The following is a 15,123-nucleotide window of genomic DNA, read 5'->3' as shown; positions in this document are numbered from 1 at the left end:
CCGCTCCTACGCCCGCATACTGGCGGGAGACGTCTTCAGTCCGGCACCCATGTCGGGCATGATCGATGGCGACGCCTGCGCGCTCACCGGCAGATACACACCGCGACGATTGGGGCAAACCCGATAGCGGTCGGTGAGACCGACCACGGTCTCGGCTGCGCCCAGAAACAGATAGCCGTCAGCCTCGCTGGCTTTTGCAAGCCTGCCGAAGATGTCGGTCTTGGCGGCCTGATCGAAATAGATCAGCACGTTGCGGCAGAAGATGACGTCGAACTTGCCAAGATGCGCGTAGTCCTGCAGCAGGTTGAACTGCTTGAACTGAACCATCGCGCGGATGTCGGCATTGAGCTGCCACGTCGTGCCGGTCTGCTTGAAGTGTTTCACCAGCAACTGGATCGGCAGGCCGCGCTGCACCTCGAACTGGGTGTAGACGCCAGTGCGTGATTTTTCGAGCACTTCGGGCGAGAGATCCGTGGCCACGATCTCGACGCGCCACCCCGTCAGCGCGGCGCCGAGTTCCTTCATGATCATGGCGAGCGAATATGGTTCCTGCCCGGTCGAGCCAGCCGCGCACCAGATCCGCAGACAGCGCTTGCCAGCGCGCGCCTTGATCAGGTCGGGAATGACCGTGTTCTGAAAATGTTCGAACGGTGTCTTGTCGCGAAAGAAGAAGGTCTCGTTGGTGGTCATGGCTTCGACCACATCCGAGATCATCGGCTCGGAACCGGCTTTCATCTTCTGAACGAGTTCGCTGATCCCGGCGACACCGGCCTTGCGCGCCAGCGGCATCAATCTGCTTTCGAGCAGGTACTTCTTGTCGGCCGATAGCACCAATCCGGAACGATCTTTCAGAATCTTCTGCAAATACTCATAATCGATAGGGGTCATGGTCTCTTTCTAAGACGCAACGCCGGTCCAAATAACTTGCAGCGACGACGGTATGCCGCTGCGTGCAAAAAGCGCGTAGCACACGATTGCAGCAAATGACTAAGAGATCGCCAAGACGCCGCAGGACGTTGCGCAGCGCCGGGCACAAAGTTGAGAAGCGCGACCACATAACCGTTGCACGCGGTAGCCCATAACCTGCGCAAACAGAACAGCGCACCAAGCGAATGGGTGGAAGCGGCGTCAATTGACAATGAAAAAAGCCGGCGCTTTCGCGCCGGCTTCGAAGACTTGATATTTGTAAGCGTCAGGCTGCGCGTACGGCGTTCAGGAACTTGCTGACCTCGACCTTCAGACGCGTGCTGTCCGAGGACAGCGACTGCGCTGCGGAGAGCACCTGCGAGGATGCCGAGCCGGTCTCGCTGGCGCCACGCTGCACGTCGGTGATGTTCGACGAGACTTGCATCGTGCCCTGCGCTGCCTGCTGGACGTTGCGGGAGATTTCCTGGGTCGCAGCGCCCTGCTCTTCCACCGCCGATGCGATCGTCGAAGCGATCTCGGACATCCGGCCGATGGTGTCCCCGATCTCCTTGATCGCACCAACCGATTCCTGCGTCGCCGCCTGGATGCCGGAGATCTGCGTCGAAATCTCGCCGGTGGCTTTCGCCGTCTGCTCGGCCAGCGCCTTCACTTCCGATGCCACCACCGCGAAGCCACGACCGGCCTCGCCGGCACGCGCTGCTTCGATAGTTGCGTTGAGCGCCAGAAGATTGGTCTGGCCGGCGATGTTGTTGATCAGCTCGACGACGTCACCGATGCGAGCTGCCGCACTGGCAAGTGCGCTGACGCGATCGTTGGTCAGGCGTGCCTGATCGACGGCCTGATTGGCGATGCTGGCCGATTCCTGCACCTGACGGCTGATTTCGTTCACCGACGAGGCCATCTCCTCGGTCGCCGAAGCAACCGACTGCACATTGGTTGAGGCTTCCTCCGAAGCGGCTGCCACGGTCGTTGTCAGCTCCTGCGAACGTTCGGCGGTCGCAGTCAGCGTGCTGGCAGAGGCTTCCAGTTCGGTCGAAGCCGACGACACCGTCTCGACGATCTCGCCGATCATCGTTTCGAATTCGCGGGTGATGCTATCGACGCGGCGACCGCGCTCGATCTTGGCTTCTGCATCAGTTGCTGCTGCTTCGTCCGCGGCACGCTTGTCGATCAGCGCCTGCTTGAAGATCTGCAGCGCGTCTCCCATCGTGCCGATCTCGGTCTTCATGCCCTGATGCGGCACGACGGCGGTCAGATCGCCCTGGCCCAACGCCTGCATCGGCTTGACGATCGATGCGATGCCGCTGGAGACGTCCCGCACGAGATAAATGCCAATACCGATGCCGAGCAACGCCGAGACGACGAGGATTGCGACAACCATCATGAAGGCAGCATCGTAATTGGCCAGGGCGTCTGCACCGGCAGTGTCGGAGCCCCTGAGATTGAGCTCGATGTCCTTGTTCAGGACTTCGTCAGCTTTCAGGCCGATCGGATTCACAGTTTTCGTGTTCAGCGCATTGGCTTCCTGCGGCATCTTGCCGGCGCTCTTGCGCGACAGATCCATCACATCGAGCGTGCCCTTCTTGTAGCTGTCCCAGAGCTTGCTCCATTCCTCGTAGAGCGCGCGCTCTTCCGGCGAGGTGATCAGCTTCTCATACTTCGCGCGGATAGCGGTGTTGCTCGCTACCACCGTCTCGAGCGTTTTCTCATTGGCCAGCTTCTCCTCCAACGTCTCGGACAGCATGTGCTGACGGATCACGTTGCGATAGGTGATGACGCCGGAGCGCAGATCGCCGAGGAAACGCACGCTTGGCAGCCAGCTGGTCTGGATATCCACCGCATTGGCGTTGATCGCCTGCATCTTGCGAACCGCGACCAGGCCCAGACCCGTCATCGCAAGCAGCAAAAATGAAAGAACAATGGTGATCTTGGCGCGAATAGACAGGCTGGCGAGCATGACGAAGGGTCCCTCGGTTTTCGACCGTTGGTCCGCAATGTGCGGGGTGTCGTGGAAATGAAGCAGTCAGCAGAGGTGCAATTGGCAGAGCGACGAACACGGGGTTTGATGACTTTCTTGTTATCAAGTCCCGTTCCTGCAATTTGTAGGTATTATGTAAACTGTTGGTAAAGGTGCGACATTCTGACTGAACAAAAGTGAACTGAAGCTCTCTTTTTCGATGGCCTGCAATATCAGCCAGTTAGCAACGAGTATCTGAGGTTGACAGCCACAACTCCACTACTTGTGGAGGCGTGCCGGCGTAAGCTAGCGACGACGTAGTGCCGTTGGGTAAAGTAGCGAATCAAAATCGCAACTTTTGGTTCCAGCCGCCGACATACCGACCTGAAGTTTATCCGTCGCTCGACGTGGGGACGACGCGGCGTGCGAACACGACTGAGCGTGCCGGCTGGAGAATCAGGAGCAATCTGGTCCGGATATTTTCCAGTCAGATTATAGCCGCCCAATTGCATCTCAATCCGAAGATAGTAGCTGCGCCCCGTGCCGGTTGATTTGGTAGGTCTGGGACGACATGCAGCTGGGACACCGGAACGTCCTCCGATCGCCGGGCAGACTGGCTCTGGGCTGTGCCACAATCTTGATAAGAGTGCGTGCCCCCCCGCAACGGCGGCACAGCAACAGATCGACTGCTGGTAGTTTCGTTGCTCTCACATCGATACCTCCGCGGAGTGAAGTCATCGACTCAAGTCCGGTTGTCTTACTCCGTTCCACAACTTTTACTATGCGGTACTCCGTTGCAGCGCTCCTGATGATCGCCCGGCAGCTTTCAAAGAGTTCCTTCGCCTCAGCTTGGAGCGGGCCCGGTCATTGGTGAAGGTGCGGCCCTCAAGCACCTTTCTGAACATGTTCCGGACGACATACTGCACCAGTCGTCATTACAGCGCTGGGCATTCATATCGAGCTGGTGTTCACAGCGCCTGGCTTGCTACTTTCCAGCAACACGGAACCAAGCGCCTCGATCATCGCGTGCTCGTGAGAATGAGCAGCAATCCCGCCGTGCCAACCCGGGATGATCGCGGAAATCAATGAAGCTCAGCGGCAGCGCCACCGCGACATAATGGCACACCGTTGTCCCATCTGTCGGCGACGTCCTTCAAACGCAGGATGTCGAAATTTCCATGCCCGGCGATAACAAGCTTTAGGCTCGGCAGGTGACCTATGGCTCGGACTTATCTCCAACCAGAAGTGGTGGAACGACCGGCCGACCCGTTCGTCAACCAGAGGCTGCGGCCCTCATGGGCGCAGGGACGCGAGCCGACGATCTATCAAATCGTGCGGGATGCCCAGTCCACGAGTTTCAACACCCCCAAGATGCCTGGAACCTCGGAGGAAGCCGACGATTTATCAAGGCTGCAGCGGTGCATTCAGGAAATAGAGAGCGCCACCGGGCTGGAGCTCTCGGTCGCACACTTCGCGCTCGATATGACAGCCGCGGAGATGGTCAAGGCGATTGTGTCCGGGAAGGCAACCGCCAAAGCCGTGGGCGTGCAAGCCGATCTGCGTCCCATCCTGTTCCTGTTGCCAGGGTCCCTCGGTTACGGTCCGAGCATGGCCGCTTTTGCAGCGGGGCTCGGCAAGATCGCCCGGATCGTCCCGATCAAATACCCCGACCTGGGGAGCATCCTCGCCGGAAACAACACGGTCGCCTCTATGGCAGATGCCGCGGTGGAGCAAATCCGCCGGAGCCAACCTGTCGGACATGTTCGCCTTCTCGGCCATTCCCTTGGTGGTGTGGTGGCATTCGAAGTTGCGGCGCGGCTGCTGGAAGCACGGCGGTCCATCAAGTTCCTGGGGATTCTCGATACAGCGATTATCAACGAGGGCCGCGATTACCGGGAGACGCTCGCCCGAACGTTGCGGCGGCTCCGCGCCAATCGTGTGAACATTTCGCGGATAGCCTGCCGAGCACTCGCAAAGGTTACGGCAGCAATCGGTGGCGAGGCCCCCCTTACCTGGATGCTTCATCGCTATGCTCGAGGGAAGTTCAACGCCACCTGCTTCCGAATTAGGCTTGAGCTGCAAGAGGTGTTGCGGTCGCGAGCTTTCTACCAATGGCTGGCGTCGCCCAGGCCGTCTTTGCCGATCGGAGCTACACTGTTTCGCTGCAACCGAGATGGAGCGCCGCAATCGCTCGGCTGGGATTGCTCACTCGCAAGCCTGGACGTGATCCCCGTCGCAGGCACGCATATCGAGCTCGTCGTCGAGCCCTACCTCGCCACCAACCTCCCCTTGGTCGAGAGTGCGGTCGTGCAAACCTACACGCCGGCCGAATTTTGCAAGCGGAAAGCGCTGTCATGACCCTTGCTGCGCACATTCCGACTGCGCGGGAGTTTGGCAACAACGTATTGGCGCTCGATCCCGCTGCCGAAGTCGAGAGGATTGTCCAGACGCTACGCCAACAGGTCTTGGGCGTGTTAGGGCGCCGCGGCGCCGTCGTTGGTCTTTCCGGCGGCATCGACAGCTCCGTCGTCGCGGCGTTGTGCGTGCGTGCATTCGGCAACGACAAGGTCTTGGGCATCTTCATGCCCGAGCACCATTCTTCGGACGACTCGCTGAGGCTCGGCCGCAGCTGGGCGGCACAGCTTGGCATCGATACTGTGTTGGAAGACATATCGGCCGCCCTCGAGGGGCTCGGCGCCTATCGCCGGCAGATCGAGGCAATCCGGACCGTCGTTCCCGAATATGACGACGGCTGGAAATGCAAGCTGGTGCTACCGTCGGTTTTCGCGAGCAACGGATTGAATATCACCCGTCTCACGGTTCAGAGCCGCGACGGCAGCACCCGCACCGTTCGTCTTTCGTCAAACGCCTATCTCCAGATCGTCGCCGCGACCAATTTCAAGCAGCGCGTCCGCAAGATGACGGAGTACTACCACGCCGACCGCCTCCGATACGCGGTCGCCGGCACACCGAACCGTCTCGAGCACGACCTGGGCTTTTTCGTCAAGCAGGGCGACGGAATTGCGGACGTGATGCCGATCGCCCATCTCTACAAGACACAGGTCTATCAGCTCGCGGAATATCTCGAGGTCGAGGAGGAGATCCAGCGCAGGCCACCGACCACGGATACGTTCTCGATGCCGCAGAGCCAGGAGGAGTTCTATTTTGCGCTGCCTTATCACCAGATGGATCTGTGCCTTTACGCGGTGAATCACGGGATTCAGTCAGACGAAGTCGCAGAGGCTATCGGACTGACAGCAGCCCAGGTCGATTTAGTATTCAGGGATATTGACGCCAAGCGTCGTGTCACGCGCTACCTCCACGCACGACCCCTGCTCGTCACTCAAGTGTTCGAGGACTAACCTGCATGTGCGGTGTCGCGGGCATAGTGTCAGTAACCGCCGCCGCAGGGGCCCCCTCCCGCGAAGCCTTGATGCGCATGCTCGGCGCGCTGGCCCATCGCGGCCCGGACGAGCGCGGCCTATACCGGGACGAACGCGCGGGATTGGCACATGCCCGCCTGTCCATCATCGACATTTCGAGCGGTCAGCAGCCTCTCGCGGACGCGAGCGGCACGACGTGGATCGTCTTCAACGGCGAAATCTTCAACTACGTTGAGTTGCGTGAGAAGCTGATCAGGCTTGGCTACAGGTTCCGAACCCGCAGCGACACGGAGGTCATCGTCAACGCCTATCGGGCCTGGGGCGAGGACGCCTTCGAGCGGATGACCGGTCAGTGGGCGCTCGCGATCTGGGACTCGGTAGCCCGTCGTCTGGTGCTGGCGCGCGATCGCACCGGCATTTGCCCTTTGCATTTCTGCGAGCGCGAAGGTCGACTGTATTTCGCCAGCGAAGTGAAGGCCATCTTCGCGGCGGATGCAGCGATTCCCCGCACCTTCGATCCAGTCGGCATCGATCAGACATTCACTCTCTGGACCGTTGTGCCGCCGCAGAGCGTGTTTCAAGGGATCAAGGAGCTCGTCCCGGGACATTTCCGCATTTATGAAAACGGAAACATTCGCGAGAAAGCGTTCTGGAAGCCGCGATATCCCCAATTGTCCAGCTCGCGCGACGGCCAGTTTGCCGGTTCACTCGACGATGCCGTGAAGCAGGTGCGCAGCGCTTTGGAATCCGCGACGTCGCTTCGAATGGTACGCTCCGACGTAAGCGTCGGCAGCTATTTGTCCGGCGGGCTCGACAGTTCACTTATTGCGGCAATGGGATGCCACTTTGCCGGCGAACGCTTCCAAACTTTCTCACTGCGTTTCGCTGACGCCGAATATGATGAGACCGACTTCCAGCGACTGGTCGCCCGTGTCACCGGGAGTGAGCACCATGAAGTGGTGGTCTCGCGCAGCGACATCGCCGAGATTTTTCCGCAGGTCATCTATCACACCGAGCGTCCGATCTTGAGAACGGCGCCGGCGCCGTTGTTCCTGCTGTCGCGCCTGGTGCGCGCCTGCGGCGTCAAGGTTGTGCTGTCCGGCGAAGGCGCCGACGAAATGTTTGCCGGCTACGATCTCTTTCGCGAAGGCAAGGTCCGCCGGTTCTGGGGTCGGCAACCCACGTCGACACGCCGCGCGCGGCTGCTTGAGCGTCTCTACCCTTATCTCACACGCTCGCCGGTACGGCAGCAAGCAATGGCCCGGCAGTTTTTTGGGCGCAATCTGTCGGAGCACGCCGCGCCGGGCTTCGCGCATGACACCCGCTGGCGAACGACCAGCGGCATCAAACGACTGTTCTCCAGCGACATGTGCGCGGAGTCGGCAAAGCACGATGCGGTCTCCAATTTGATCGCCAGTCTACCTCCGGAATTCACGCAATGGAGCTCCCTTGCGCAGGATGAATATCTTGAAATCCAGACACTGCTGTCGGGATACCTCCTGTCTTCTCAGGGCGACCGAATGCTCATGGCGCATTCAGTTGAAGGACGCTTTCCTTTCCTTGACGAGGATGTGGTCGCGCTGGCGAATTCGCTGCCGCCCGCCTACAAGCTCCGCGTCCTTGACGAGAAGCACGTTCTGAAGCGCGTTGCAGAGCCGATCGTGCCGTCGGAGATCATCGCCCGCAAGAAGCAGCCATTCCGCGCGCCCGACGCTCTCTGTTTCGTTGGCCGCGATACGCCCGCCTATATCGACGACGCGCTTTCGGAAACGGCTATTCGCGAAGCAAACGTCTTCGATCCTGACGCGGTCGCGCGCCTGCGGAGCAAGTGCCGGACACAGGCCGCAACCGGCAACGGCGATCTCTCCAACTCCGACAACATGGCGATGGTCGGCGTGCTATCGACCCAGCTCCTGCACCAACAATTCATCGCAAGCCGTCCTGGTGGGCGCCACGCTCTGGAGCTGACCGTCGATATCGATCGCGAGCACCGGGTTGAGGGAGCCCTTTCCTGATGCATGGTCCTGTACCGCTCCTGCACGATTACCTCATCCACTCCGCCCGTCATCTCGGTGGAAAGGTGGCGCTGGTGTGCGGCAAGCATCGCGTCAGCTATGGTGAGATCGAGGCACGCTCCAACGCAATCGCGAATTATCTGGTCGCGAGCGGAGTCGAACGTGGCGATCGGGTGATTATCTTCGCCGACAACACTGTCGAGACCGTCGTCAGTTTCTGGGCCGTGCTGAAAGCGAATGCCGTGGTGTGCATCGTCAATCCGCTCACCAAGCGCGACAAGCTTGGCTACCTGCTCAATGATTGCCAGCCGACGGCGCTTATCACCGACAAACATCTCTTGCCGATATTCAAGGAGCCCGCGCAGGCATGCCCGTCATTGCGCCGAGTGATCGTTTCCGGGCCCGTCGACGATGTCGAACTGACGGGGCTGCCCCATGCGGTACGCTGGAGCGAGGCAGGCGCCGCCAGCCACGACGTAGCTCCCGCGCGCCACTGCATCGATATCGATCTCGCAGCCATCGTGTACACCTCCGGATCGACGGGCGATCCCAAGGGCGTGATGCTGACGCACCGGAACATGTTGACCGCGTGCACGTCGATCGCATCATATCTCGCGCTATGCGAAGACGAGGTCATTTTGAACGTCCTGCCGCTCGCCTTCGATTACGGCCTGTATCAGATGATCATGGCGTTTCGCACGGGCGCGCGGCTGGTCCTCGAACGGTCGTTCGCTTTTCCGGCACAGATTCTCGGGCTTATCGCCGAGGAGCGAGTGACCGGCCTGCCCGGCGTGCCGACGATCTTCTCGACGCTGTCGGGGCTCAAGTCGATCAAGGAGCACGATCTCTCGAGTATCCGCTATGTCACGAATACCGGAGCTGCACTGCCGATGAAGCATATTCGTCTGCTGCAGGATCTATTCCCGGATGCCCGCATTTATTCCATGTACGGCCTCACCGAATGCAAGCGCTGCACCTTTCTGCCCCCGGAGGATATCGATCGAAAGCCGCTGAGCGTAGGGATCGCCATCCCGAATACCGAGATGTGGATTGTCGACGAGCGCGACAGACGCGTGGGGCCCGACGTGGTCGGCCAGCTTGTCATTCGCGGCGCGACGGTGATGCGAGGCTATTGGGGCAAGCCAGAGGCCACGGCCAGAAAACTCAAGGCTGGTCCGCTGCCAGGCGAGCAGGTTCTGTACACCGGCGACTACTGCCGGATGGACGCGGAAGGCTACCTCTACTTCGTTGGCCGCAGCGACGAGATCATAAAGTCCCGAGGCGAGAAGATCGCTCCCAAGGAAGTAGAGAACGTGCTGATGGATATTCCGGGCGTGAGGGAAGCCGCGGTCATTGGCGTTCCCGACGAGCTCCTTGGGCAGGCGGTTAAGGCGTTTGTCGTTATCGAACAGGGAACAACACTGAGCGAGAAGCAGATTCAGAAAGAGTGCCAGCGACGCCTCGAAAGCTTCATGGTGCCGAAGTGTATTGTGATCGTGCCTAGCCTGCCGCGAACGAATACAGCGAAACTCAACAAGAGAGCACTGCAGGAGTCGATTTCCGAATGATCCGATCGTGACTTTTCTTTACGCATTGGAGTTGAAACATGTTGCTAGTCAGGGAACCACTCGAGACCTATCGAAGGCAAGTTCGCGATTTCTTGCTGTCGAACTTCTACATTGCTGAAGCCAACTCGCTCGAGGTCGACACATCGCTGCTCGATCAAGGCATCATCGACTCGACCGGAGTGCTCGAGGTCATCGGGTTCATCGAGGAGACCTTCGGCATCACGGTCGAAGATAGCGAGCTCTTGCCTGAGAACCTGGATTCCATCGAGGGAATTTCACGCTTCGTCATGAGCAAGAAGAGCTGATGTTTGTCTGCAGCGTCCAGACCGCGTCGCGAACGCCACCGTAGCGGTTCAGGTTGTTGCGCCTTTGCGGTATCCCATAACGACGCGGCCTTCGCCCGTTTCGTTCGTCACCACCCTGATGCTCTCGTAGCTCTTGTTGCGCTCAAGAAGGGTTGTCACCTGCCGCTCCTGACCGGAGCCGACCTCGAACAAGAGGATGCCGCCCGGCCGCAGATATCGGACTGCGTCCTTCGTAACCCTCATATGGATGCTCAGCCCGTAAGGACCGGCTGCGAATGCCTCACGTGGTTCGAGTTCGAGCAAGGGGGCCCGGTCGCCTCTGAGCCGCGTTTCCGAAATATAGGGTGGGTTGCAGACGATCAGGTCGATGGTCCCATCCAGCGACAGACCTGAAAAAGCGTCGAACAGATCGCCCTGAAGCACCGACATGCGTTGCGTGAGTCCGTGATAGGCGACATTGCGACGCGCGACAGTGACACATCCATCGGTTAGGTCGCTCGCCCAGACGCGTGCGTCGGGGATCTTGAGAGCGATGGCGCATGCCAGATTGCCTGCACCGCAGCACATGTCGATCACCCGCGGCTCCGCCACGTTTAACTGACGCAGAGCATCGACAGCGCTCGCGCAAAGCAATTCGGTTTCCGGCCGGGGGACGAGCGCACCGGGCGCGACCAGCAGCTCTATTCCCATAAACAGAGTGCGTCCCTCATCGTAAGCTTTGGCGACGTTGATCACTTCGCTCATTGCGGTCACCCTGCCTGGACGTTGCGCGACAACTGTTGCATGCGGCGTGATCATGCACCGGACAGAACCATGCCCTGTCCATGTGGCAATGGCGGTAGTCACAATGAGGTAGATGGGCCGATAGCGGCAATGCAGTTGTTTTCGGCAGCGCTCCTTACGCATTTTGGCGATGCGGCAACCCACCGGCTGCATGGTCATCCGACGACGCAGACCTCGCTCTGACTTCGGCCAGTTCGAGGCTGAGTGGTATTTGTCTGTTCTGCTTTCGAGTTCTTATGAACGGGGCCGCGGCGATCCGGCACCCTGTCCGGCGAGCTAACGATTCGTGACGATGGCTTCGTTGGCCGTTTGCTGCTATGGCGTTCTTGGTATCAACGAGGCTGAGGCCTTACGTTGTTTTTTATATTGTCCAAGACTCTTGGCAACGCACTTGCGCCGGTCAATTTCCTGGTCGGCCTCGGTGTGCTCGGCGCGGTTCTTTCGGCAACACGGCTTTCTTCGCTTGGCCGCGGGCTTATGATCGCAGCCGCCGTGCTGCTTGCGGTCGCCGCGTTTTCACCGGCTGGAAGATTGCTGCTCTATCCGCTTGAATCGCGCTTCCCGCCCTGGGATCCGGGACAGCGTGCGCCTGACGGCATCATCGTGCTCGGCGGCTCGATCGACGCCGATGTTTCGCTTGCGCGTGACACGCCGGTCGTCCGTCGCTCGCCCGACCGCATCATCGCAGCCGCAGCGCTGGCGCGACAGTATCCGAATGCACGCGTGGTGTTCACCGGCGGCAGTCCGAGGCTGGTGTCGGATGCCAGGGAGGCCGATTACGCCGCCGCGCTCTTCGAAAGCCTTGGAGTCGACAGGTCGCGATTGATCATGGAGCGGCAATCGCGCAACACGCATGAGAACGCCGAGTTCACCAAGGCGCTCGTGGCGCCGAATCCGGGCGAGCGCTGGGTTCTGGTGACATCAGCGTTCCATATGCCGCGATCGATTGGCCTGTTTCGCAAAGCCGGATTTCCGGTCGAGGCTTATCCAGTCGACTGGTGGGTCGGCGGTCGGCGCGCCGCACTTTCCTTCACCACCCTCGCCCTTGACGGGCTGTCGCGGACCGACATTGCGGTGCGCGAATGGTTCGGGCTCATTGCCTATCGAGTCACGGGGCGGATCGATGACTTGCTGCCGAGGCCGATGCACATTGATTCTCCGGGCCCGAGATAAGGCAAGCGCCGCAGGCCGTGGGAAGCCAAAAGCCATCTATGGCCACGCCGTCGCAGGTAATGCCCGGACGCCATTCGAGCCCGGTGTGGACCATTGTTGTGGACCACCGGATTTTCTCGAAAAGGCTGCGGGTTAGAAGTCTTTGATCTACGAAGGGAAATTCGAGTGTGGCTGGGGAACTAGGATTCGAACCTAGACAAACAGAGTCAGAGTCTGTTGTGCTACCGTTACACCATTCCCCAAACGATTCAGAGACTTACAGAAAAATCCAGTCTGGAATCGGTCGGAACAGAGATGCGCATCTCGTTCGGGCGCGTTCTAGCCCGTCCGCCGGACAAAGCGCAAGGCCTCTGGACGGAAATGACGGCTCATTGACACCACTGGCAATGGACAGGCCACGCCGAGCGCGGCCTGCCCGGTCGCCTCGCCCTATTCGCCCGGCCCACCGACCGGGATGGCCATCGGCTCCGGCGCCAGGCGCCTGTTGAGCGCCAGATAGACACCGCCGCCCACGACGATGCCCGCCAGCCAGCTCAGATCCGCGCCGCCGAGAAGGTTGATCGAGATCGGCCCCTGCAACGCGGGCACCAGGCCATCCTGGAACAGCCAGGTGGCGATCAGGCCGGCGAAGAACGCGATCATGCCGCTCCAGTTGATATCGCCATAGATGCTGGTCTCCGGCGACTTGTAGAGTTCGGCGATGTCGATCTGGCTCTTCCGCCTGACGAAGAAGTCGGCCAACACCACGCCGGCATAGGGGCTCATCCACATCAGCAGGCTGATCAGCCAGTTGTCGAAGGCCTTGGCAAAAGACGGCGCGAAGATGAAATACACCGTCACCGCATAGCCCGCGATGCCAACGATCAGCGCCAGCGCCGTGCGCGAGAAGCGGACACCCATGCTGAGCGCCGCCAGCGCCGACGAATAGACGTTGAGGATGTTGGTGGCGATCGGCCCGTGCAGCACCAGCAGCAGCACGAGAATACTGGCGATGCCACCGAACACGGCCGAGACCATCTTGGCCGGATCGGTATCGAGCGTCACCGACGCAATGGTGGCGCCGAGAATGGCCAGCCACACCGACGGCACGAACATGCCGACATAGCTGTACCAGAACACGGCTTTCGACGAGGTCGAGCGCGGCACGAAGCGCGAATAGTCCGACGCCCAGGTCACCCAGGAAATGCCCCAGCCAACGCCGACGGCAGTCATCAGCAGTGACAGCATCGCCAGATGCGGCCCCGGCGGCAGCGACGTCGTGTGATTCCAGTTGACGACGCCGGGCTGGCTCCAGGCCAGCACGCTCATCAGCACCATGATCACCACCGTGACTGGCACGGTGTATTTCTCGAAGGTGCGGATCGCATAGAAACCGTAAGTGCCGATCACTACCTGCGTCACCATCACGATGGTGATGACCACGAGATTGGCAAACCAGCTATCGGCGATGCCGAACTGGCCGAGGATGGCCATGGAGATCTTGACCGGGAAATAGGTGTTCACGCCGATCCAGCCGAGCGTCATCAGGAACATCAACAGGCTCGGCAGATAGGCGCCGCGGCGTCCGAAGGCCGAGCGCGCGAGGACCATCTGGTTGACGCCGGTCTTGTGGCCCATGACCGTGAAAGCCGCGAAGATCGCCGAGCCTGCGGCATTGCCGATGACGATGACCGCGATGGTTTCCCACAGACCGAGCTTGAGAATGATACCAAGGGCGCCGAGCGCCCAGTTCACCGGCGCGATATTGGCGCCGGCCCAGATCCACATCTGCTGCGGCCCGGTGGAATCCCGGTCGGCATCGGGGATCGGTTCGATACTGTGGATGTCTGCCCGCAACTCAGAGTTAGTCATGCTCGCCCCCACGTCAGAAACAACCTGAGGTCAACAAAGCAAGACGCGTACCAATCCCGGCAGAGCGGCTTGCTACTTGTGGGGCACCGGCGGCGTGCCGTGGGTGTGGAATGACTCGATGGTCTTGAGGCCCCAGGCCTGCCCCTTCTTGCGCTCCTCCTCGGTCCAGACGATAGGCTTCCAGTCCGGCGCCAGGATCAGCCGCGCGCCGGCATTCGCGACTTCGACGCGGTTGCCGCCGGGCTCATAGACATAGAGGAAGAAGGTCTGCTGGATCGCATGTTTGTGCGGGCCGGTCTCGATGAACACGCCGTTTTCCAGAAAGATATCAGCCGCGCGCAGAATGTCTTCGCGGCTGTCCAGCGCGTAGGTGACATGGTGGAAGCGTCCCTTGGTGCCGGAGTGATCGCGCGAATAGGCGAAGTCGTAGCTCTTGTTCGACATGGTCATCCACATCGCGGCTTCCGTGCCGTCATTGAGCACGATCTGCTCGGTCAGGCGAAGCCCCATATAGTGCTCGAAAAACTCGCGGTTGGCCTTGATGTCCACCGCGAGGCAATTGAGGTGATCGAGCCGCCGCACATTGATGCCCCGCCCCGGATAGCGCTGCGCCTGATTTTTAAGCGCCGGCTTGAGTTCCGGCGGCGCCTCGTACCATTCGGTCTCGTAATAGAGTTCGACGATGTGCCCGTCGGGATCGCGGCAGCGAAATGCCGGCCCATGCCCGAGATCGCCGTCGGTCCACCCGATATCGTAGCCGGAGCCTTTCAGCGCCGCCACGCGGCGCTCCAGCGCCTGCGGGCTGCGTGCGCGCAGCGCCATATGCTCCATGCCCGACGTGTTCGACGCCGTCAGCTTCAGCGAATAGCGCTCATAGTCATCCCAGCCGCGCAGATAGACCGACTCGCCCTGCCGGCCGGACACGGTCATGCCCATCACGTCGACGAAGAATTTGAGACTCTCGTCCGGCTTCGGCGTCAGCAATTCGAGATGGCCGAGATGCGCGAGATCGAAAATGGGTTCGGGAGTCATTGGTCGTTTCCTCCAGTATTCTAGTCGAGCTTACTCGATCCCCTCATGGTGAAGAGCGCGTCTTCGCGCGTCTCGAACCATGAGGAATTGGGCGCTCATCCTCGAGACGCGGTCGAAGACGACCGCTCC

The 15,123-nt window shown here is 60.3% G+C and carries 11 protein-coding genes and 1 tRNA gene; 6 read left to right on the top strand and 6 right to left on the bottom strand.

Annotated elements, in window-relative coordinates:
- Positions 1-6: 6 nt before the first annotated feature.
- Entirely contained in the window at positions 7-888 is an 882-nt protein-coding gene (locus tag AB8A50_RS03285; RefSeq protein WP_439076828.1) for a CheR family methyltransferase, read from the bottom strand.
- A gap of 304 nt (positions 889-1,192) precedes the next feature.
- Entirely contained in the window at positions 1,193-2,884 is a 1,692-nt protein-coding gene (locus AB8A50_RS03280) for a methyl-accepting chemotaxis protein (RefSeq protein ID WP_439063628.1), read from the bottom strand.
- A 1,218-nt stretch (positions 2,885-4,102) separates the two neighbouring features.
- Here AB8A50_RS03280 and AB8A50_RS03275 point away from each other — a divergent pair.
- The 5 genes from AB8A50_RS03275 to AB8A50_RS03255 are packed head-to-tail and all read left to right on the top strand — an operon-like array spanning position 4,103 to position 10,155.
- On the top strand, positions 4,103-5,242 hold the full coding sequence (locus tag AB8A50_RS03275) for a thioesterase domain-containing protein (RefSeq protein WP_439076827.1): 1,140 nt from the start codon (positions 4,103-4,105) through the stop codon (positions 5,240-5,242).
- Positions 5,239-6,246, top strand: coding sequence for an NAD(+) synthase (nadE, locus tag AB8A50_RS03270; protein WP_439076825.1), 1,008 nt, complete (start codon positions 5,239-5,241; stop codon positions 6,244-6,246). Before AB8A50_RS03275 ends, nadE begins: the two co-directional genes overlap by 4 nt.
- A gap of 5 nt (positions 6,247-6,251) precedes the next feature.
- The gene (gene asnB, locus AB8A50_RS03265) at positions 6,252-8,282 is read left to right on the top strand and encodes an asparagine synthase (glutamine-hydrolyzing) (protein WP_439076823.1); all 2,031 of its coding nucleotides are present in this window, start codon (positions 6,252-6,254) and stop codon (positions 8,280-8,282) included.
- Entirely contained in the window at positions 8,282-9,850 is a 1,569-nt protein-coding gene (locus AB8A50_RS03260) for a class I adenylate-forming enzyme family protein (protein WP_439076821.1), read from the top strand. Before asnB ends, AB8A50_RS03260 begins: the two co-directional genes overlap by 1 nt.
- 38 nt (positions 9,851-9,888) lie before the next feature.
- Positions 9,889-10,155 (top strand): acyl carrier protein, encoded by a 267-nt coding sequence (locus AB8A50_RS03255; protein WP_089267182.1) that lies wholly within the window; start codon positions 9,889-9,891, stop codon positions 10,153-10,155.
- Positions 10,156-10,203: 48 nt separating this feature from the next.
- On the opposite strand, the gene AB8A50_RS03250 is transcribed toward AB8A50_RS03255, so the two are convergent.
- Entirely contained in the window at positions 10,204-10,899 is a 696-nt protein-coding gene (locus AB8A50_RS03250; protein WP_093759137.1) for a N5-glutamine methyltransferase family protein, read from the bottom strand.
- A 393-nt stretch (positions 10,900-11,292) separates the two neighbouring features.
- Here AB8A50_RS03250 and AB8A50_RS03245 point away from each other — a divergent pair, with 393 nt between their 5' ends.
- Positions 11,293-12,111, top strand: a complete 819-nt coding sequence (locus tag AB8A50_RS03245; RefSeq protein ID WP_439076819.1) for a YdcF family protein — start codon at positions 11,293-11,295, stop codon at positions 12,109-12,111.
- A 168-nt stretch (positions 12,112-12,279) separates the two neighbouring features.
- Here the strand turns inward: AB8A50_RS03245 and AB8A50_RS03240 are convergent.
- The 3 genes from AB8A50_RS03240 to AB8A50_RS03230 form a co-directional block, all read right to left on the bottom strand.
- Positions 12,280-12,353, bottom strand: a tRNA-Gln gene (locus AB8A50_RS03240).
- 187 nt (positions 12,354-12,540) lie between these two features.
- On the bottom strand, positions 12,541-13,962 hold the full coding sequence (locus AB8A50_RS03235; RefSeq protein ID WP_439076817.1) for a cytosine permease: 1,422 nt from the start codon (positions 13,960-13,962) through the stop codon (positions 12,541-12,543).
- A 72-nt stretch (positions 13,963-14,034) separates the two neighbouring features.
- Positions 14,035-14,994, bottom strand: a complete 960-nt coding sequence (locus AB8A50_RS03230) for a catechol 2,3-dioxygenase (protein WP_439076815.1) — start codon at positions 14,992-14,994, stop codon at positions 14,035-14,037.
- Positions 14,995-15,123 lie beyond the last annotated feature (129 nt).

Source organism: Tardiphaga sp. 841_E9_N1_2 (assembly GCF_051811065.1).
GTDB classification, from domain to species: Bacteria; Pseudomonadota; Alphaproteobacteria; order Rhizobiales; family Xanthobacteraceae; genus Tardiphaga; species Tardiphaga robiniae.
Note: the sequence above shows the minus strand (reverse complement) of the source record. Positions and strands in the feature narration are given on the sequence as shown.